Genomic DNA, 19,267 nt, shown 5'->3' on the forward strand with positions numbered 1-19,267 from the left:
GCTATGCCGAAGGGGAGTTGCCGGCCAGCAAGGCGATGGTCCGTTCGTCTTCCCGGCCGCCGTAATAGCGCTGCAGGGCATCGCCGTAGGCGGCTTCCCCGGGTCCCGCCCGATGGAACAGGGTCATGGACGATTGGAATTTCCGGTCGTCGGGCGATCCGAAGATCTCATGCGCCGAACGCCCGGTGGTCTGGTTCACACGCGTGACGCAGTCCCGAAGCCTCGGCCCCAGAACCGGATGGGCGAGATAGGCGCGGGCATCGTCCAGAGATGCCAGGGCATACCGCCGCGCCATGTCGCTGTGGCCCAGTCCGGCCAGTTGCGGAAAGACGAACCACATCCAGTGGGTGCGCTTGCACCCGGCGGACAATTCGCGCTGCACGTCGGCCATGACCGGTGCCTGGGCCGCGAGGAAGCGGTCGGGATCGAACGGATCGGCTGTCATGTCGTCTCGTCTCCTGTCCCGGTGGGTCGCCGGTGTGCGCCCGGCCCCTGCCATGTCGTTTTCAGACTGGTCGAGGACAAGATGTTGCTGGGGGAAAGGGGTTGAAACAAGCTCGCCCCGGCGTGGCGGTCGGGGGAGCGGGTAACCGGCATCCGGATACTGCATCGCCCCACGCAGGAAGCGAAACAGGCACGGGTCGTTTGCGTGGGTGGTCAGAAGACCAGGGGCCGGTGGAGAAAGATGTTCGGCGTGGTTAACCCAAAAACAGAAATCGGATACAGGCTACGTTTTCTGATTTTGAATATTCCATATCATCCTGGAATGATCCCGGTGACCGTGCAGGAACCGTTGGTTACCTCCGACGCATCTGGGCGGTTAATCCGAAGAGGAATGGTCGCAGGTATGCATCCGGATGGACTGGAATTCTTCTGGGGAAAAGCTCGTCCCTTTCCAGATGAGGGTACGACGGGCGGCCCCTTCATGCATCCGCTCCTGGCGCATATGCTGGATGTTGCCGCCGTGGCCATGCTTCTGCCGGGAAGCGGGAATTGCGGTCTCGATCGGCGCCAGCTCGGCCTGCTGGTCGCGCTGCATGATATCGGGAAGCTCATACCGGCCTTTCAGGCAATGGTGGAGACATGCTGGCCAGAGGCCGTCCTGGGGCCTTTCCGCGCGGAGCACGTTCAATGTCGTCACGATGCGGCAGGGCTGGCGCTTATGGACCTGCTGGTGGATGGCGTACTTGCCCCGCTGTTTGGGAACGGGTCAGACGGAAAACGTTGGCTGCCCAGTCTGAAATTGCAGATTCTGCGTGCCGTCGCCGGTCATCACGGACAACCGGCATCGATTGTCGACAAGGGTGTTCTGACGCCAGACACGATCGGGCACGCACAGAGGGTCGTGGCCATCCTGTTGGATGTGTTCCGACCGCCGCCGATCCCACGCCCCGGACATGATATCCTCAGACGGCTCGAATGGGTGCTGGCGGGCATCACGATCCATGCAGACTGGATCGGCTCGAGACGGGAATGGTTTCCTTACGTGCAACCGGAAGACGTGCGTGATCCGTCGGGATATTTCTGGAACCATGCGTTGCCCCGCGCGCAGGCGGCCATATTTCGGGCCGGCCTGGGGCCAATGGCGCTGGCGCCGTTTGCCGGCGCCCTGCGTCTCTTCGATCATATCCGCGAGCCGTCGCCGGTTCAGGCCCTGCTCGAAGGCACGGCGCTGCCGTCCGGACCGGTACTCGCGGTCATCGAGGACATGACCGGCAGCGGCAAGACCGAGGCCGCGCTGGTCCTGGCCCATAGGTTGATGGCCCACGGGCGCGGCTCCGGATTGTTCGTCGCACTGCCGACAATGGCCACGGCAAACGCCATGTATGACCGGCTTGCCATGGCCTATCGCCGGCTTTTCCAGCCCTCGGCGCGCCCGTCGCTGGCGCTGGCGCATGGACGTGCCCGGCTTGACGAACGGTTTGTCGCGGCGCTGGTCCCCGACGACGGGGCGGACGCGCATTTGGCGGCCCGGTCCATGGATGAGACGGCCGAGGCCTACTGCGCGGCATGGCTCGGGAGCGAATCGCGACGGGCCCTGATGGCGCAGGTGGGAATCGGCACGATCGATCAGGCGCTGATGGCCGTGCTGCCCGTGCGTTTCGCGACGGTGCGGCAGGCCGGCCTGGCGGGGAAGATCCTGATCGTGGACGAATGTCATGCATTCGACCCGTACATGCGGCGTGAAATGGTCGCGCTGCTTCATTTTCACGCGGCGATGGGCGGATCGGTGATCCTGCTGTCGGCCACGCTGACGCACCGGGTCCGGCAGGAACTGACCGAGGCGTTCCGCAAGGGGCTGGGTGTTTCGGGCCCCATACCCTTGTCCGGCACGGCCTATCCGCTGGTTACCCTCGTCGGCAAGAGCGGAGTCGAGGAACGTCCCTGCGCGCCCAGGCCGGGTCTGGCGCGGAGCATCGCCGTCCGGCGCCTTGCCGATGCCGACGCGGCCACGGGCGCGGTGACCGAGGCAGCGGCCACCGGTGCCGCGGTAGCGTGGATCCGCAACACGGTGGACGAGGTAATCGCAACGGCCCGGTCGCTTCGTGCCCAGGGAGTGGAGGCGCTGGTCTTTCACGCACGTTTTGCCATGGTGGATCGGCTGATGATCGAGCGGGACGTGCTCGCGCGGTTCGGAAAGGAAGGCGAGGGGACGGAGCGTTCTGCCGTGCTGGTAGCATCCCAGGTCATCGAGCAGAGCCTCGATCTGGATTTCGATGTGCTCTGTACCGACCTCGCCCCTATGGACCAGCTGATCCAGCGGGCCGGACGGCTGCGCCGTCATCGGCGCACTGCCCGACCGGTCGATCAGGAGGAATTGCTGGTCATTTCGCCCGAGCCGGTCGCCGATCCCGATCCCCGTTGGATACAGCGCGTATTGCCGGGAACGGCTGCGGTGTATCGCGATCCGGCATTGCTCTGGCGGACGGCGCGGGTGCTGTTCAGGCGTGGGCGGATCGAAAGCCCTACCGGCCTTCGCGCCCTGATCGAGGAAACTGACGATGCCGATGCTCCCGACGCCGTTCCGGAAGGGTTGATGGCAGGCAGCACGGACGCCATGGGAAAAGCCTATGCCGCCGGCGCCGCTGCGGACCGGAACGTATTGTCGTTTGATGCGGGATACGCCGCGGCCACGGCTCTGTGGGAACGGGAGGCGAGAACGCCGACCCGACTGGAGGACGTGCCGTACGTAACCGTGCGGCTTGCAGTGATGCAGGATGAGAGGCTGCTGCCCTGGGCTGCCAGGGCCGACGGCAGCCTTGCCTGCGAAAGCGAACGCCATCGGGCATGGGCACTGTCCGAGGTGTCGGTGGCGCGCTACCGCCTGGCCAGTTGTCCGCCTCCCGCTGGCCTTGAGGCGGCAGTAATGGCCGCCCGGGCAGGGTGGTCACGTTGGGAGCGCGAGGCGGAAGATCAGGTCCTGTTGCTGGTGCTTCAGGAAATGGAGACAGGCTGGCGGGGCACCGGGCGGACAGAAACGAATCAGGAAATTATAATCGGGTATGATCAGATTTATGGTCTTGAGATATTCCGCGATCAGTAAAACTGGATAATACTCCGATTCTGATGTCGTTGTCAGAGTCGCGGAACAGGCGATAGTCATTTTCTTATGACAAAAGAACATGCACTCGTATGCGATATCGTATGAAATTTTTAAATTCTACACATAGGCAATGACTTCGCATCATCTCAATCTCATCACCGATCCATGGTTGCCCGTCCGCCGAAAATCCGGCGCTGTTGCTTCCATCCGCCCGGCACAGATCGTGGAGGGCACGGCTGACGATCCGGTCGTGGCGCTCGACTGGTCGCGGCCGGATTTCCGGATTGCCTCTATGGAGTTCCTGATCGGATTGCTGGCCACCGCCTTTCCCCCGAAGGACGAGGACGCCTGGTGCGAAAGCTGGGAAGAGCCGCCCTCGGTAGAGGCGCTGGACGAAGCCTTCGGTCGCGTGGCGGACGCCTTCTGGCTCGACGGGCCGGGGCCGCGCTTCCTTCAGGATCTGCAAGAGTTGCAGAGCGGTCAGGAGCCCGTGGAACGGCTGCTGATCAATGCGCCCGGCGACAGTACTGTAAAGAAGAACGCGGACCTGTTCGTGCATCGCGGGCACGTCACGGCGCTCGGGCGTCCGGCAGCGGCCATGGCCCTGTTCACCCTTCAATCGTGGGCACCCAGCGGCGGCGCGGGAAACATGACAGGGTTGCGGGGCGGTGGGCCGCTGGTCACGCTGGTCCTTCCGCGTGAGGGGGCGAATCTGTGGGAAATCGTCTGGGCGAACACCCCCGTCGGATCTCCGGTACGGGACGCCGATCTGCCGCGCGTGTTTCCCTGGCTTGCGCCAACGATCGGGTCAGGCAAGGACGGAACCAGCGTACGCCTCGGCCACAATGCCCATCCTTTGCAGTGCTGGTGGGGCATGCCACGTCGCATCCGTCTTGATTTCGAGGCGGCAGAAGACGGTGTGTGTGACCTGACGGGGCGGCCGGATGACGTTCTGGTGCCCGGCTGGCGGCAGCGTCCCTATGGGGCCAGCTACGCCGGATGGACCGGCATGCCTTATGGCGAGGGCGCCGTGATCCATCCGCTTACGCCGCGGTATCGACAGAAGACGGATGCCGAATGGCTCAGCGTTCACCCGCAGCCCGGCGGCATCGGATACCGCCACTGGACCGGGCTTGTCGTGAACAACGTCGACGGGCAGCGGCTTCCCGCCAGCGCGGTGCTGACATGGCGCGACGCGCGTGCCCGCGATATCGCGGAGTCGCCTCGGCCCCGGCTTCTGGCGGCCGGCTACGACATGGATAACATGAAGGCCCGCGGTTTCGTGGAAAGCGAAATGCCCCTGCCGGGCGCCGCCGATCCGGCACGGCAGGAGGTGCTGGATACGCTGGCGCGTGACTGTGTCGCGGCGGCAGATCAGATGACGGCCGTGCTTCGCGGCTGCGTGCGGGATGCGCTGTTCGGCAAGGGGACGGTTTCGCTGGATGCGACGCTGCTTGCCAATGTGCGCGAACAGTTCTGGACGCGGACGGAATGGGCGTTCTTCGACCTCCTCCACCAGGCGGCGCGCCTGACCGACGGGGACGATATCGGCCTGCGGAAAGACTGGCTGCACAAGATCGGCCGGGCGGCCATGGCGCTGTTCGACGCGTCGGTGGTTTTGGCCCCGGATACCGGGGCGACCCAGGCGCAGCGATCGGCGCTGGCGCGACGGCGGCTTCGAGTGGCCGTTTCCGGCGGCGGAAAGGAAGGCGGTTCGATCATGGCGGTTCTGAAAATTCCGGTTCCGGTGGCGCGGAAAGCAGCCGCAAGGACAAAGCGGCAATGACGGGGCCAGACCGCAACGCCTTTGCCGAAAAGGCCAGGGACTGGTGGCGTGAATTGCGGCCGGACCCCGGACGCGGAAAACCGGGCGACCGCGCGACGCTGGCGCGGCTGCGACGCTGTGGGTGCGTGGCGGATGCACTGTTCGAGCCGGCGGTGCAGGCGCTCGCGCGGCGCTGCGGCGCGCGGCATGAGGATGACTTGGCCCGTGTAGCGCTGGTCGCGGCGGTTCTGGCGCATGTTCGCTCGGACGATGCCTCGCAGCCCGTGGCGCGGCAGGTCGGACCTGTCGATGCAACGGACGCGAAGACGGCGTTGTGCAAACCGGTCCGGTTCCGCAGGGTGCTGGACGCCGACGGGTTCGACGAATGCCTCAGGGCATTCCGTCGCCTCGTGATTCTTTCCGGTAGCAACGTGAATGTTTCCGATCTCGCGAGATCGGTCCTTGCGTGGCCCCGGGAAGGCATGTGGGACCATGCGGCGGCGGAGCGAATCCGCGTGCGCTGGGTGTACGAATACTGGAACGCGGGAGAGCCGGGCAACGGGGTGACTGCCGGAGAGTCCATGGAATCCGAGAAGGAACGTCAGTCGTGAGCCGATTTCTGCAACTGCATCTCTTGACCTTCTATCCGCCGTCCAACGTCAACCGTGATGACACGGGCAACCCCAAGACGGCGACGGTCGGGGGTGTGACGCGCCTGCGGATCTCGTCGCAGGCGCTTAAGCGGGCCTGGCGTACGTCGGACATCTTTTCCTCGGCGCTTGCCGGGCATATGGGCCAGCGCACCCAGCGCCTGGGGGACGAGATCCGGCAGCATCTTCTGGGCAAGGGCGTGGACGAAAAAAAATCGATCGGGATTGCCCGCGCGATCGCCGGCGTCTACGGCAAGGTGAAGGCGGAGAAGGACAGCAACGCCTGTTCTACCGAACAGCTTGTCTTCATTTCGCCCGCCGAGCGCGACGCCGCGCTGGCGATGGCGGACCGGCTGGCCGCAGGGGAGAAGATCGACCCGGCAAAAGAGAAGGACGCGCTGCTGCATCGGACGGATACGGCGGCCGACATCGCCCTGTTCGGCCGGATGCTGGCCAGCGAGCCGTCCTATAACCGGGAGGCGGCGGTGCAGGTCGCGCACGCCATCACGACACATCGCGTCACGGTCGAGGACGATTACTATACGGCGATTGACGATTTGAAACGCCCGGACGAGGATGCCGGGGCCGGCTTTCTGGGCGAGGCCGGGTTCGGGTCGGGTGTATTCTATCTCTATCTCTGCGTGAATCGCGACCTGCTTCGGAAGAACCTTGGCGGAGACAGCGAAAGCGGCGTGATGGAAGCGGCCCTGGGCGCGCTGGCCGCGGCGGCGGCGACGGTCGCGCCCTCCGGCAAGCAGAACAGCTTTGCCGCCCTTGCCCGGGCGCAGTACATTCTGGCCGAGAAGGGCAACGCCCAGCCGCGCACCCTAGCAGGAGCGTTCGCAAGGCCGGTTGCCGGCCCCGACCTGATGGCAGGCTCGATCGCGGCCCTGACGGACTTCCGCAATGAGCTGGCGCGGGTCTACGGCCGGGCCAGCGACACGGAAGGTGAACTGGAAGTCGGCCGGAAGGACAGTATGACCCTTGCCGACATCGCGGCATTCTGCCGGTCCTGAGCGCAGCCATGGGGCAGTTCCTGACATTCGCCATGGTGGCGCCAATGGCGTCCTTCGGCGCGATCGCGGTCGGCGAGCGGCGTGACGGCTGGGACCGTCCGGCGCGCTCGGCCGTGCTGGGGCTCGTGGCAGCCTGCCTCGGCCTGACCCGCAATGACGAGCAGGCGCAGGCGGCGCTGGCCTCGGAGTATGGGGTGGCCATCCTGTGCCATGCACCAGGAAGGCTGTTGACGGATTATCACACCACGCAGGCGGCTCCGGCGCGGCGCAACTGGCGTCCGGCGACCCGGGCCGAGGAACTGGCCGCGTCGCCGGGCGATCTGGCGACCATCCTGTCCCGCCGCGATTACCGCACGGGGACGTGGCATCTCGGCGCCCTATGGCCACGGCGGGAGCGCGCCCGCTGGACATTGCAGGCGATGCAGGCGGCCATGAACGAGCCGGTTTTCACGCCTTCCCTCGGGCGTCGCGCCTGTCCCGCGGGGCTGCCTCTGGCGCCTTGCATAACGGGCGGCTCCGCCGCCGCGGCTGTGCTGCTGGAGCGTCACCGGAACGGGCCCGAGGCACGCCTTCATGTGCGGCGCCGCGCCTTTCGCGAGCAGCTTGTTGGGCCGTCGCGGGGCGGAAGTCCACTGCTGGTTCTCGACGAGGCCGACGTGGCTGAACATGGGGACGGCTGCACCCTCCTGCATCGCGAGATACGGCGGGACCAGCCGCTCTCGCGCACGCGATGGCAGTTCGGACTGCGCGAAGAGGCCGTGCTGGCATATGGCGAGGGACTCACGGCGTGAACGGCGGCTTTCTCTCCCGCGTCACGCTGCGGCGCGATGCGCCGGTGCAGGCTCTGGCCCAGCTTCTTGTCCCCGATGGAGAAGGACCCCGGCATGGCGTGGCCCATCATCTGCTCTGGACCCTCTTTGGCGATGCGCCGGAGCGGCGGCGCGATTTCCTGTGGCGGCAGGTGGAAGCTGGGCATTTCATGGTGCTGTCGGCCCGCGAACCAATCGACGCCCATTCTCTCTTCGACATCGAGACCCGACCTTTCGAGCCTGCCCTAGAAGCGGGGGACCGGCTGCGTTTCCTCTTGCGGGCGAATGCCACGGTTGACCGGAAGGCGCCCGAACGGGCGCGCAGCCAGCGTCATGACGTGGTCATGGACGCGCTCCATCGCCTGCCCCGGCATGAACGGGTAGAAGCGCGCGAGGGAATGGTGGCGAGCGCTCTGGACTCATGGACCGGGCGGCAGGGTGCGCGCGCAGGCTTCGCGCTGACGGCTCCGGTGGCGGTAGAGGGGTGCGACGTGTGGCGAATTCCGCGTTCCGGCGGCCGTGGCATGATGTCGTTCGGAGTGGTCGAACTGACGGGGGAACTGCGCGTCACGGTGCCCGAAACGTTTCTTGGCGCGATCATGCAGGGATTCGGTCGCGCTCGGGCCTTTGGCTGTGGGCTGATGCTCATCCGGCGGGCGATCTGAACGGAGGGCAGTCATGTCCCACTCTATACCGGGCCTGCCCCCACCACGGCCGATTCCGTTGAAAGAACGGTCCTCGGTTCTTTTTGTGGAGAAGGGACAGCTTGACGTGCTCGACGGCGCCTTCGTTCTGGTCGACCAGAACGGCATCCGGTCGCACATCCCCATCGGCGGCCTTGTCTGCCTCATGCTGGAGCCCGGAACGCGCGTCAGTCATGCGGCGGCGGCGCTGGCGGCGCGCGCCGGGACGCTGCTGATCTGGGTGGGGGAAGCGGGTGTCAGGCTCTATGCTTCGGGACAGCCGGGGGGTGCAAGGGCCGACAGGCTTCTGCTTCAGGCGCGGCTGGCGCTGGATGACGCCGCGCGACTGAAGATTGTCCGCAGGATGTATGCGCTTCGCTTTGGCGAGGATGCCCCTGAACGGCGCTCGGTCGATCAGTTGAGGGGGATAGAGGGCGCGCGGGTGCGTGAAACCTATCGCCTGTTGGCCAGCACGCATGGCGCGCAGTGGGATGGACGACGCTACGATCCACATGAATGGGATACCGCCAACCTGGTCAATCGCTGTCTGTCAGCGGCCACGGCCGCCCTTTACGGGATTACGGAAGCGGCGGTCCTGGCGGCGGGCTATGCCCCGGCCATAGGTTTCCTGCATACGGGAAAGCCCCAGAGCTTCGTATATGATATTGCGGACATCGTGAAATTTGAGACCGTCGTGCCCGAAGCCTTCCGGGTGGCGGCGGCCGTTCAGCGCGAGCGCCCGCTGGACGGGCAACGGATCTCGAACCCGGTGGCTGCCGTTCGTCACCGATGCCGTGACCAGTTCCGGCGCACGAACATCCTGGCACGGCTTATCCCGCTGATCGAGGAGGTCCTGGCCGCGGGGGGCTTGGACATGCCACCAGCACAGGATGAGGCCATGCCCGTGGCGTTCGAAGACCGGAAAGGATTGGGCGATGCTGGTCATCGTGGTTGAGAACGCGCCCCCACGCCTGCGCGGGCGGCTGGCAGTCTGGCTTCTGGAGGTGCGTGCCGGCGTCTATGTCGGCAATTACGGCCGGCGCGTCCGCGAGATGATCTGGGGACAGGTATGCGCTTATATCGAGGACGGAAACGCCGTCATCGCCTGGGCCGCCCCGAACGATGCCGGGTTTGCGTTCGATACATGTGGCCGGAACCGGCGTGTCCCTGTTGACTTTGACGGATTCCGGCTGGTCTCCTTCGGGCCGGAAGCCGCCCTTCCGGCACAGCCTGGGCCCATGGCCGTCATACCTCCACGCGGGCGAGGTCGTGGTTGATAAAACAGGCTTTCGATCGGTAGAATCTTTGACAACAAAATAGTCTTTTAATACCAAACCTCTCTGGGAAGTGTGTTCCCCGCATGCGCGGGGATGAACCGGGAACAGCACTCATTTAGACCCCACAGACGGCGTGTTCCCCGCATGCGCGGGGATGAACCGTACTACCATCAGGGACACAAGTCCCGGTCAAAGTGTTCCCCGCATGCGCGGGGATGAACCGAGGCGAGATCCACCATGGCCTAGTCGCCCCGCGTGTTCCCCGCATGCGCGGGGATGAACCGATACCGCTGCGCCACAGGCAGCTTGGTCCAGAGTGTTCCCCGCATGCGCGGGGATGAACCGCCGGCGACGGCATCCGTCCTGACCCTGTCGTCGTGTTCCCCGCATGCGCGGGGATGAACCGATGCAGTAGGTGCGCACAATTGCCCCGTCGTGGTGTTCCCCGCATGCGCGGGGATGAACCGCAGTGATGCAGGATCCGAATTATGCGGTACGCGTGTTCCCCGCATGCGCGGGGATGAACCGGCGCCCCCGATCGCGCCGGTCTGGTGTGCGGGGTGTTCCCCGCATGCGCGGGGATGGACCGATCGAGGCGGCGAACATGTTCCAGTGCTTCAAGTATTCCCTACGTGTCTGGGATGAGCGCCTCAGTGCGGCTATTTTCCAAGCCGATGTGTCGCGGGGCGCAGCCTGAAGATACCGGGATCGTTCTGATGGATATGGCCGTCTGACGGATAGCCGCTCTGCGAACGCGGTTAGGCCACTACCAGATAACGCTGTGGTGCGGCGGTCAGGGGGCATCCAGGTTCTGCATCGCCTCGTGCAGGAAGCTGAACAGGCGCGGGTCGTTGGCGTGGATGACGTTCAGGCGCATCCAGGGCGATTCGTCCTGGTCGGGGCGAAACAGGCAGCCGGGGGCCAGCATGATGTCCCGTGCCGCCGCCCGTTCGGCCAGGGCGCGCATGTTCATCGGCCGGCGGGGCGCCGCCCAGACGAACATGCCGCCCTCCGGCCGGCAGAACAGGTCCAGACCGGCGTCGTCCAGCGCGTCGTACAGCGATTTCCGCGCCACCGCCAGCCTGTCGCGCACGCGGGCCAGATGCAGGCGGTAGCGGCCTTCGGTCAGGATCGTGTGGACGATGCTTTCGCCCAGGCCGGAGCTGGTCAGGCTGCCGGCCATCTTCAGGCGCAGGACATGCTGCGCCAGGTCGGGCCGGCAGGCCAGGAATCCCACCCGCAGGCCGGGCGAGATCGTCTTGGAAAAGCTGCTGACGTGGATGACCCGCCGCAACTGGTCCAGCCGGGCCAGGGTGACGGTGTCCTCGGGCGCCAGGCCAGCGAAGATGTCGTCCTCGACGATCAGGAAATCATGCCGTTCCGCCAGCATCAGCGCCTGATGCGCGATCGGCGCGGAATAGCTGGTGCCCGTGGGATTGTGCAGCCGCGTGTTGGTGACGAACAGTCGCGCGGCATGGCGGTGCGCCAGCCGGTCCAGATGTTCCAGGCAGGGTCCGTCCTGCAGGCGCGGGATGCCGACGATCCGTGCGCCCAGCGATTGCAGGGTAGGGTAGAGGTTGCTGTAGCCCGGATCGTCCACCAGCACCGTGTCGCCGGGCCGGATCACGCAGCGGATGGCCAGTTCCAGCGCCTGGCTGGCGCCGTGCGTCAGGACGATCGCGTTCTCGTCGCATGCGACCTGCTGCTGGGCCAGCAGCAGGCGGACGCTCTGGCGCAGCCCGGGATGCCCGTAGGGATTGCCGTAGCGCATGATCGCCGGGTCCGGCCGGCGGGCCTGGACGGCCAGCGCGTGGCGGATCGCGTCGGTGAACAGATACTCCTCGGGCAGCCATCCGCCGCCGGCCTTCAGCAGCGGGGAGTTTTCCTCGTACGCCCGTTGCAGCAGCCACAGGGAATCGACCGAGGTCGCGACCGGCGCCGGCACGTCGCGCGTCCGATCGCGGGGGCAGTCGCGGGGACGCGTCGCCACGAAATACCCGCGCGCGGGCCGGGCCTCCAGCGCGCCGTCGGCGACCAGGCGGTTATAGGCGTTGGACACCGTCAGGGTGCTGACCCCGCATTGCGCCGCCAGCCGCCGGACCGAGGGCAGGCGGCTGCCCGGCGCCAGACTGCCGTCGCCGATCCGTCCGGCCAGCGCCTGGACGATCTGGGTGACCAGCGGACGCGCATGCGTGGGGTCGATGCGGAAGGGAAAGGGAAAAACCATCGCGAAGGCGTGGCCCGGTTCTGGTACGGTCGGAATGAAAAGAATCGTTCCCGTCTAGATCCGGGCGACGCGGATGGCAATGCAGGCGGGGCCGGCAGGCCCCGCCTGTTGGTCAGGCCCGGTAGCGGGCCAGGGCCAGGTCCTCATGCGCGATGTCGGGCGCGCGGCCCGACATTATGTCGGCCAGGACCTGGCCCGATCCGCAGGCCATGGTCCAGCCCAGCGTGCCGTGGCCGGTATTGAGGAACAGATTGCCGATATCCGTCCGGCCGATGATCGGCGTGCCGTCCGGCGTCATCGGTCGCAGGCCGGTCCAGAAGGTGGCGGCCGGCACGTCGCCCGCGCCCGCGAACAGGTCCGTCAGCGAATGTTCCAGGGTCGCGCGGCGCGGGGCGCGCAGCGACGTGCTGAAACCGGCCAGTTCGGCCGTGCCGCCCACGCGGATGCGGTTGCCCAGCCGGGTGATGGCGATCTTGAACGTCTCGTCCATCACGGTGGACACCGGCGCGCGCGCCGCATCGACGATCGGGGCGGTGATGGAATAGCCCTTGATCGGATAGATCGGCAGGTCCAGCCCCAGCGCCCGCACCATCGCGGGCGAGAAGCTGCCCAGCGACAGCACGTAGGCGTCGGCCTGGAGCGTGCCCTTGTCGGTAACGACCGCCGAGATGCGCGTGCCGTCGCGCTGCAGCGACCGGATCGCGGTGTTGTACAGGAACGTCACGCCCTGCCGGACTGCCAGTGCGGCCAGGCGCTGCGTGAACTGGAACGCATCCCCGGTTTCGTCCCCCGGCAGGCGCAGGCCGCCGACGATCTTGCCCTGGGCCTGCGCCAGCCCCGGTTCCGCCCGGATGCAGCCCGCCGCGTCGAGGACGTCGTAGGGGACGCCGTACTGATCCAGGACGCGGGTGTCGTCGGCGATGTGGTCCAGCTGCTTCTGCGTGCGGAAGACCTGCAGCGTGCCCTGCTGCCGGTCGTCATAGGTGATGCCGGTGGCGGTCCGCAGGTCGCGCAGGACATCGCGGCTGTATTCCGCCAGGCGCACCATGCGCCCCTTGTTGCGATCGTACGCGGCGGTGGTGCAGTTTTCCAGCATCTGCGCCATCCAGCGCCATTGTTTCGGATCCGGCATCGGCCAGAAGACGAAGGGCCGGTTCTTCATCATCAGCCAGCGGATGGCCTTCAGCGGCACGCCCGGCCCCGCCCACGGCGACGAATAGCCGGGCGAGACCTGTCCGGCATTGGCGAAGCTGGTTTCCAGTCCGGGGCCCGGCTGGCGGTCGACGACCGTGACCTCGTGGCCGGCCTGGGCCAGGTACCAGGCGGACGTCACGCCCACGACGCCGCTGCCGAGAATGATGATTTTCATGTCTGTCCGTTTTTCGGGGCCGCGGAACGGCCGTTTCAGTGGGATGTCAGAAGCTGGCCGGGGCGGGTTCCGCGACGTAGGCGCGGTGATAGCGGTGACCCAGCGCGGTCAGGATTTCGTAGCCGATGGTGCCGGCGGCACGCGCCACGTCGTCGACGCCGCGCCGGGCGTCCAGCAGGTCCACCATGGCACCCGGATGGATCAGCCGTTCGGGCGCGTTGGTGACGTCGACGGTCATCGAATCCATCGAAATCCGGCCCAGCACCGGCAGGCGCACGCCATCCAGCCACGCGCAGCCGTCCTGCGCGCCGCTGCGCATGAACCCGTCGGCATAGCCGGTGGCGATGGTCGCGATCCGTCGCGGCGACACCGGACGGTAGGTCAGCCCGTACCCCACCCCGTCGTCGGGGCCGATCGTGCGCGTCTGCAGGATCCGGGCCTGGAGCCGCACCACCGGATGCAGCGGATGGGGACGCGTCGCGTTGGGCGCCACGCCGTAGAGGGCGGCGCCGGGACGGACCAGGTCGAAATGAAAGTCCGGGCCCAGGAAAATGCCCGACGAGGCCGACAGGCTGGCCGGCGCGCGGGGCAGGTATCCCCGCAGATGCAGCAGCCGCACGCGCTGCCGGCCGCTGGCCGGGTCGGCCGGATCGTCGGCGCAGGCCAGGTGGCTCATGACCAGGCGCACGTCCATTCCGCGCAGGGCGTCGGGATCGTCGGCAATGGCGTGGACGTCGCGCTCGGCCAGGCCGAAGCGGGACATGCCGGTATCCAGTTGCAGGACCGCCGGCAGCGGGCGCGCCAGCATGGCCGCCTGCGCGCGCCAGCGGCGCAGCTGGTCGATATCGTTGATGACCGGCACCAGGTCGTGCCGGACGAACTCGTCCTCGGTCTGGGGCAGGGCGCCGTGCAGGACGATGATCCGCGCACCGGGCGAGACATGGCGGCGCAGGGCGATGCCCTCGTCGATATGGGCGACGAAGAAGGTACGTGCCCCTTCTTCCTCCAGCGTCGGGGCCACCTGTGCCGCGCCCAGCCCGTAGGCGTCGGCCTTGACCACCGCGGCGCATTCCGCCCCCCCGGCCCGGGCACGCAGCAGGCGGTAATTGGCGCGGATGGCCGCAAGGTCGATGGTCAGGACGGCACCGGCCCGCGCGCGGGGCCAGCCTGTCTCGATAGCGCAAGGAACGGGCATGCGGCGCTCCGGTTCGGGGGACTGGTCCGATCTTACCGGAGAGGGGACGGCATTTCCTGCCGATCAATCGCATGATATGCCGCGCAGGGACCGAATATCGCATCATCATGCGACGGGATGGTGGAATGTGGCCTCATGATTTCTGACAAGGTGACCGAGGCGATTCTGCGGCATCTGGGTCAGGACGGGCGAATGACCAATGCCGACCTGGCGCAGAAGGTCGGCCTGTCGCCGTCCGCCTGCCTGCGCCGGGTGCGGCAACTGGAACAGGAGGGGGTGATCCGCGGATATCGCGCGATCATCGACGAACGGTCGCATCACGGCGCGACCACCGTGATCGTGCAGATCACCCTGGAGCGCCAGACCGAGGAGTGCCTGCGCCGGTTCGAGGCCCGGGTTCGCGAATGTCCCGACGTGCGCGAATGCTATCTGATGACGGGCGATGCGGATTACCTGCTGCGCGTGGTGGCGCGCGACGCCGCCGATTACGAACGCATCCACAAGGAAGAACTGTCGCGCATGCCTGGCGTCGCGCAGATCCAGAGCAATTTTTCGATCCGGTCGGTCGTACGGAAATAGCGCCGGCCGGCCCCGGAACCTGTACAGGTTCACGGACCGGTACAGGTTCGTGCGGAACGCCGCGAACTGTATATATGCGGATACGAAACGACGCCTGATACTGGTCGGGCGCGTATCGATTTCGGACATCCGGACCGGGACGGCGCGCGTCACCTGGTATCAGGATACGGGATCGCACAATGACGCAGCTTTCCGACGATTTCGACTGCCCGGCCGCCGTGACGGACGGGGCGTACTGGCTTCCGTTTTCCGCCAACCGCCGGATGAAGGCCAACCCCGTGCGGCGCATCATGGCGCGTGCGAAGGGCCCCTATTATTATACCGAGGCGGGCGAGGAACTGTTCGACACGCTGTCGGGCCTGTGGTGCACCCCGCTGGGCCACGGTCATCCCCGGATCGTCGAGGCGCTGAAGACCCAGGCCGAAACGCTGGATTACTGCACGGCCTTCCAGGTGACCAACCCCGTCACCGTCCGCCTGGCCGGGCGGATCGCCGAGCGGGCGCCACAGGGGTTGAACCATGTCTTCTTCGCCAATTCGGGATCGGAATCCGTCGATACGGCGCTGAAGATCGCGCTTGGCTATCACCGCCTGCGCGGCGAGGGAAACCGCTTCCGCATGATCGGGCGGGAAAAGGGATATCACGGCGTCGGATTCGGCGGCATGTCCGTCGGCGGTATCGTGCCGAATCGCAAGATGTTCGCCACCGCCATGATCCCGGGCGTCGATCACCTGCGCCATACCCACGATCCCGTCCACATGGCGTTTTCACGCGGGCAGCCGAACTGGGGCGCCGACCGGGCGGACGACCTGGAGCGCCTGGTCGCCCTGCATGACGCGTCGACCATCGCGGCGGTCATCGTCGAGCCGGTGCAGGGGTCGTCCGGCGTCATCGTGCCGCCGGTCGGCTATCTGCAGCGCCTGCGCGAGATCTGCACCCGGCATGGCATCCTGCTGATCTTCGACGAGGTCATCACCGGTTTCGGCCGCCTGGGCGCGAATTTCGCGGCCGAACGTTTCGGCGTGACGCCCGACATGATCGTCTTCGCCAAGGCGATCACCAACGGCGTGGTGCCGATGGGCGGCGTGATCGTCAGCGACGAGATCTACAACAGTTTCATGACCGGTCCGGAAAACGCCATCGAGTTCTGCCATGGCTACACCTATTCCGGCCATCCGCTGGCGGCGGCGGTGGCCCATGCCGTGCTGGACGTGATGGAGGAGGACGCGGTGCTGGAGCGCGTGCGCGCCCTGGAACCGGTGCTGGAGGAAGCGGTGCACACGCTGCGCGGACTCAACCTCGTCTCTGACATCCGCAATATCGGCCTGACGGCGGCGGTGGACGTCGTGCCGGTCGACGGCGCACCCGGCGCACGGGGACTGTCGATCTTCGAGAAGGGGCTGGAATCGGGGCTGCTGCTGCGCTGCACCGGCGACACCATCGCCTTCGGCCCTCCGTTCATTTCCACGCCGGAGCAGATTTACGCCATGGTCGACGGCGTGCGGCGGCTGATCCAGGCCGCCGACTGACCGCACCTGTTCCACGTTGGACCAAAAGAAAGAAAATCCATGCCCTTGCTGCATTTTCACCTGATCGAAGGCCGCTCCGACGCCGAGATCAAGACGTTGCTGGACGCGGCCCACGCGGCGATGCTGGAGGCCTTCCAGGTACCGGCCGGCGATCGCTACCAGATCGTGTCCGAACACAAGCCTTTGCGCATGATCGTCGAGGATACGGGACTTGATATCCCCCGCACCCGCGACGTGGTGCTGGTGCAGATGTTCAGCCGCCCGCGCGGGGACGAGAAGAACGCCCTGTTCTATCGCCTGCTGGTCGAACGGTTGCAGCAGGCGTGCGGCATCGCGCCGTCCGACGTCATGATCTCGGTGGTCGAGAACCAAGACGCCCACTGGTCCTTCGGCCATGGCCGCGCGCAGTTCCTGACCGGGGAACTGCCCGGCCCGGCCAAGCCGGCGGCCCCCTGATACCAGCCAACAGGGAAGGTCGGGCTCCGCCCGAACCCGGCAAGGGCCCAGGCCCTTGCATCCCTTTCTCTTACAAAGTCGTGGGTTTCCAAAGGGCTATGCCCTTTGGTGGGTCAAGGGCAACGCCCTTGCCTTGGGTCAGCGCGGCATGTCGGCCTCGATCCAGTCGGTGACCGAATGCCGTGTCGGCGCCCAGCCCAGTTCGCGCCGGGCCTTGCCCGCGCGGACGCGGCTGTTCGACCCCAGGGCGAAGACCGCCAGTTCACGGCCCCAGCGGGCCACGGCCTCCGCCGCCGGCCAGGACTGCGCCGGCCCCAGGCCCAGCGCACGGGCGATGGCACCCACCAGCGCGCCGAACGATTCCTCGCCGTTCTCGACATAATAGAAACTGCCGGCCGGGGCCTTTTCCAGCGCCAGCAGGTACAGATCCGCCATGTCGGCGATATGGACGTTCGACCAGATGTTCAGCCCGCGCCCGATATAGCGGGCGACGCCGCTTTCCTTCGCCTGCCCCACCAGGGGCGGGATCTGCACGCTCTGCGCCGGTGCACCCAGCGTGTTGCCATAGATCAGGCTGTTGCACAGCACGATCGTGCGCACGCCGGGGGCGGCGTCGACGATCAGCCGGTTGAGCGCGACGCGGTGTTCCTTGTCGGGTTCGGGCGTAACGGGCGTGTCTTCGGTGAAAATCGCGTCCGATGGCTCGCCCATGGCCTCGTCGCCGACCAGGCTGGTGCCGCTGGTATGGATGAAGGGCCTGCCCGTGCCCGCCAGCCCGGCCAGCAACGCCAGGACCGCGCCCTGATGGTCGCTGTCGGCGGCGTTGATGACGGCATCGGCGGCGCGGGCCTCTGCCGCCAGCAGGGCCGCGTCGTCCAGCGTGCCCATGACGGGGGTGATGCCGTGGGCCGCCACGCCCGCCGCCTTGTCCGGCGAACGGACCAGGCCACGGACCTCATGGCCCCTGTCGCCCAGCAGGACGGCGACCGACCCGCCGATATAGCCGCTGGCACCGGTAACGAAGATCTTCATGGTCATGCACTTTCCTGCTGGTAGGTGGGATAGTCGGTGTAGCCACGCGCGCCGCCGCCGTAATGCAGGCCGCGGTCGGCGGAGCGCAGCGGCCAGCCCTGTTCCAGCCGCGCCACCAGGTCGGGATTGGCGATGAACGGCTCGCCGAAGGCGGCGATGTCGATCAGCCCCTCGGCGGTCAATGTTGCGGCGCGGTCGCGGGTCATGCCCCCGGCCAGGATCAGCACGCCCGTGTAACGCGCCCGGAACCGGCCGAGGAAATCGGGCGGGATGGCCACGCTGCCGCGTGATTTCTGGTCCATCAGATGGACATAGGCGAGGCCGCGCCTGCTGAATTCGTCCGCCAGGAACAGATAGGTGTCCTCGATCTCGGGATAAGGCTGCATGTCGAACAGCCCGCCATAGGGAGAAAGGCGGATGGCGGTCCGTTCGGCGCCGATGCGGGCGATGACGGCGTCGATCGCGTCCAGCACGAAGCGGGTGCGCCCTTGCAGCGTGTCGCCGCGATAGGCGTCGGTGCGGTCATTGACGGTCGGGTTCAGGAACTGCTCGATCAGGTAGCCGTTCGCGCCGTGCAGTTCGACCCCGTCGAACCCGGCCGCGAGGGCATTGGCGGCCGCCTGCGCGAAATCGGCGATCACGCCGCGCACTTCGTCGGTCGAAAGCGCACGGGGCCGCGACACATCGACCGCGCCCGGCACGCCGTCTTCCGTCATCCCCCAGGCCTGGCTGTCGCGGGCGATCCGCGCCGTCGAACTGACCGGTGCGACACCGCCGGGCTGGTTGCTGACGTGGCTGACCCGCCCGACGTGCCACAACTGGGTGAAGATCACGCCGCCCGCGCCATGGACGGCATCGGTGACCTTGCGCCAGCCCGCGACCTGCTCCGCGCGGTACAGGCCGGGAATGCACAGGAAGCCTTCGGCGGTCGCCGAGATCGGCGTGCCTTCGGTAACCAGCAGGCCCGCCGTGGCGCGTTGCGCGTAATAGAGGGCGGTCAGGTCATCCGGCACGCCGTCGGGCGTCCGCGCACGGGTCATCGGCGCCATCGCGATGCGGTTGCGCAGCGTATGGCCGGCCATGCGGAACGGCTGGAAGAGACGATCCATCGAAACGGGTTCCTTGCAGGACGATAG

General features: G+C 66.8%; 17 protein-coding genes and 1 CRISPR repeat array. Of the genes, 11 read left to right on the forward strand and 6 right to left on the reverse strand.

Features of this window, described 5'->3' with window-relative positions; genetic code table 11:
• Position 1 precedes the first annotated feature (1 nt).
• Positions 2 to 445, reverse strand: coding sequence for a DUF1810 domain-containing protein (locus tag HLH28_RS05750; RefSeq protein ID WP_182955804.1), 444 nt, complete (start codon positions 443 to 445; stop codon positions 2 to 4).
• A 204-nt stretch (positions 446 to 649) separates the two neighbouring features.
• Between HLH28_RS05750 and cas3 the strand changes: the two genes are divergently transcribed.
• From cas3 to cas2e, 8 genes are all read left to right on the forward strand, one after another.
• Positions 650 to 3,544 (forward strand): CRISPR-associated helicase Cas3', encoded by a 2,895-nt coding sequence (gene cas3 / locus HLH28_RS05755; protein ID WP_338029666.1) that lies wholly within the window; start codon positions 650 to 652, stop codon positions 3,542 to 3,544.
• A 130-nt stretch (positions 3,545 to 3,674) separates the two neighbouring features.
• Positions 3,675 to 5,330 carry a type I-E CRISPR-associated protein Cse1/CasA gene (casA, locus tag HLH28_RS05760; protein ID WP_182955807.1) on the forward strand — a complete coding sequence of 552 codons (1,656 nt, stop codon included), beginning with the start codon at positions 3,675 to 3,677 and terminating at the stop codon, positions 5,328 to 5,330.
• Positions 5,327 to 5,920: a type I-E CRISPR-associated protein Cse2/CasB gene (gene casB, locus HLH28_RS05765; protein WP_182955810.1), complete on the forward strand. Its 594-nt coding sequence runs from the start codon at positions 5,327 to 5,329 to the stop codon at positions 5,918 to 5,920. Before casA ends, casB begins: the two co-directional genes overlap by 4 nt.
• Positions 5,917 to 6,975, forward strand: coding sequence for a type I-E CRISPR-associated protein Cas7/Cse4/CasC (cas7e, locus tag HLH28_RS05770; protein ID WP_182955813.1), 1,059 nt, complete (start codon positions 5,917 to 5,919; stop codon positions 6,973 to 6,975). The genes casB and cas7e overlap by 4 nt, the downstream gene beginning before the upstream one ends.
• A gap of 8 nt (positions 6,976 to 6,983) precedes the next feature.
• On the forward strand, positions 6,984 to 7,766 hold the full coding sequence (gene cas5e / locus HLH28_RS05775; RefSeq protein ID WP_182955816.1) for a type I-E CRISPR-associated protein Cas5/CasD: 783 nt from the start codon (positions 6,984 to 6,986) through the stop codon (positions 7,764 to 7,766).
• Positions 7,763 to 8,449, forward strand: coding sequence for a type I-E CRISPR-associated protein Cas6/Cse3/CasE (cas6e, locus tag HLH28_RS05780; RefSeq protein WP_182955819.1), 687 nt, complete (start codon positions 7,763 to 7,765; stop codon positions 8,447 to 8,449). The genes cas5e and cas6e overlap by 4 nt, the downstream gene beginning before the upstream one ends.
• A gap of 13 nt (positions 8,450 to 8,462) precedes the next feature.
• Entirely contained in the window at positions 8,463 to 9,422 is a 960-nt protein-coding gene (gene cas1e / locus HLH28_RS05785) for a type I-E CRISPR-associated endonuclease Cas1e (RefSeq protein ID WP_182955822.1), read from the forward strand.
• Entirely contained in the window at positions 9,403 to 9,744 is a 342-nt protein-coding gene (gene cas2e, locus HLH28_RS05790) for a type I-E CRISPR-associated endoribonuclease Cas2e (protein WP_182955825.1), read from the forward strand. Before cas1e ends, cas2e begins: the two co-directional genes overlap by 20 nt.
• 72 nt (positions 9,745 to 9,816) lie before the next feature.
• A CRISPR array of direct repeats spans positions 9,817 to 10,333; the repeat unit is 29 nt; unit sequence GTGTTCCCCGCATGCGCGGGGATGAACCG.
• A gap of 204 nt (positions 10,334 to 10,537) precedes the next feature.
• Here cas2e and HLH28_RS05795 read toward each other — a convergent pair.
• The 3 genes from HLH28_RS05795 to alr form a co-directional block, all read right to left on the reverse strand.
• Positions 10,538 to 11,971, reverse strand: coding sequence for an aminotransferase-like domain-containing protein (locus HLH28_RS05795; protein ID WP_182955828.1), 1,434 nt, complete (start codon positions 11,969 to 11,971; stop codon positions 10,538 to 10,540).
• Between the two features lie 112 nt (positions 11,972 to 12,083).
• Positions 12,084 to 13,340 (reverse strand): D-amino acid dehydrogenase, encoded by a 1,257-nt coding sequence (locus HLH28_RS05800; RefSeq protein ID WP_182955832.1) that lies wholly within the window; start codon positions 13,338 to 13,340, stop codon positions 12,084 to 12,086.
• A gap of 46 nt (positions 13,341 to 13,386) precedes the next feature.
• A complete protein-coding gene (alr, locus tag HLH28_RS05805; RefSeq protein ID WP_182955835.1) occupies positions 13,387 to 14,535 on the reverse strand; it encodes an alanine racemase in 1,149 nt (382 codons plus the stop codon).
• A gap of 135 nt (positions 14,536 to 14,670) precedes the next feature.
• Between alr and HLH28_RS05810 the strand changes: the two genes are divergently transcribed.
• The 3 genes from HLH28_RS05810 (at position 14,671) to HLH28_RS05820 (ending at position 17,099) form a co-directional block, all read left to right on the forward strand.
• On the forward strand, positions 14,671 to 15,114 hold the full coding sequence (locus HLH28_RS05810; protein ID WP_182955838.1) for an Lrp/AsnC family transcriptional regulator: 444 nt from the start codon (positions 14,671 to 14,673) through the stop codon (positions 15,112 to 15,114).
• Between the two features lie 179 nt (positions 15,115 to 15,293).
• Positions 15,294 to 16,643 carry an aspartate aminotransferase family protein gene (locus tag HLH28_RS05815; RefSeq protein WP_182955842.1) on the forward strand — a complete coding sequence of 450 codons (1,350 nt, stop codon included), beginning with the start codon at positions 15,294 to 15,296 and terminating at the stop codon, positions 16,641 to 16,643.
• A gap of 39 nt (positions 16,644 to 16,682) precedes the next feature.
• Entirely contained in the window at positions 16,683 to 17,099 is a 417-nt protein-coding gene (locus HLH28_RS05820) for a tautomerase family protein (RefSeq protein WP_182955846.1), read from the forward strand.
• A 138-nt stretch (positions 17,100 to 17,237) separates the two neighbouring features.
• On the opposite strand, the gene HLH28_RS05825 is transcribed toward HLH28_RS05820, so the two are convergent.
• Positions 17,238 to 18,137: an NAD-dependent epimerase/dehydratase family protein gene (locus tag HLH28_RS05825; RefSeq protein ID WP_246395705.1), complete on the reverse strand. Its 900-nt coding sequence runs from the start codon at positions 18,135 to 18,137 to the stop codon at positions 17,238 to 17,240.
• Positions 18,134 to 19,240, reverse strand: a complete 1,107-nt coding sequence (locus HLH28_RS05830) for an alkene reductase (RefSeq protein ID WP_182955849.1) — start codon at positions 19,238 to 19,240, stop codon at positions 18,134 to 18,136. Before HLH28_RS05830 ends, HLH28_RS05825 begins: the two co-directional genes overlap by 4 nt.
• Between the last annotated feature and the right edge of the window lie 27 nt (positions 19,241 to 19,267).

This window comes from Gluconacetobacter tumulisoli (assembly GCF_014174155.1).
GTDB lineage: Bacteria > Pseudomonadota > Alphaproteobacteria > Acetobacterales > Acetobacteraceae > Gluconacetobacter > Gluconacetobacter tumulisoli.

Coding starts and splice junctions, on each gene's coding strand:
- HLH28_RS05750 (WP_182955804.1), bottom strand. CDS start 445: ATGACAGCCGATCCGTTCGATCCCGACCGCTTCCTCGCGGCCCAGGCA.
- casA (WP_182955807.1), top strand. CDS start 3,675: ATGACTTCGCATCATCTCAATCTCATCACCGATCCATGGTTGCCCGTC.
- casB (WP_182955810.1), top strand. CDS start 5,327: ATGACGGGGCCAGACCGCAACGCCTTTGCCGAAAAGGCCAGGGACTGG.
- cas5e (WP_182955816.1), top strand. CDS start 6,984: ATGGGGCAGTTCCTGACATTCGCCATGGTGGCGCCAATGGCGTCCTTC.
- cas1e (WP_182955822.1), top strand. CDS start 8,463: ATGTCCCACTCTATACCGGGCCTGCCCCCACCACGGCCGATTCCGTTG.
- cas2e (WP_182955825.1), top strand. CDS start 9,403: ATGCTGGTCATCGTGGTTGAGAACGCGCCCCCACGCCTGCGCGGGCGG.
- HLH28_RS05795 (WP_182955828.1), bottom strand. CDS start 11,971: ATGGTTTTTCCCTTTCCCTTCCGCATCGACCCCACGCATGCGCGTCCG.
- HLH28_RS05800 (WP_182955832.1), bottom strand. CDS start 13,340: ATGAAAATCATCATTCTCGGCAGCGGCGTCGTGGGCGTGACGTCCGCC.
- alr (WP_182955835.1), bottom strand. CDS start 14,535: ATGCCCGTTCCTTGCGCTATCGAGACAGGCTGGCCCCGCGCGCGGGCC.
- HLH28_RS05810 (WP_182955838.1), top strand. CDS start 14,671: ATGATTTCTGACAAGGTGACCGAGGCGATTCTGCGGCATCTGGGTCAG.
- HLH28_RS05815 (WP_182955842.1), top strand. CDS start 15,294: ATGACGCAGCTTTCCGACGATTTCGACTGCCCGGCCGCCGTGACGGAC.
- HLH28_RS05820 (WP_182955846.1), top strand. CDS start 16,683: ATGCCCTTGCTGCATTTTCACCTGATCGAAGGCCGCTCCGACGCCGAG.
- HLH28_RS05825 (WP_246395705.1), bottom strand. CDS start 18,137: ATGACCATGAAGATCTTCGTTACCGGTGCCAGCGGCTATATCGGCGGG.
- HLH28_RS05830 (WP_182955849.1), bottom strand. CDS start 19,240: ATGGATCGTCTCTTCCAGCCGTTCCGCATGGCCGGCCATACGCTGCGC.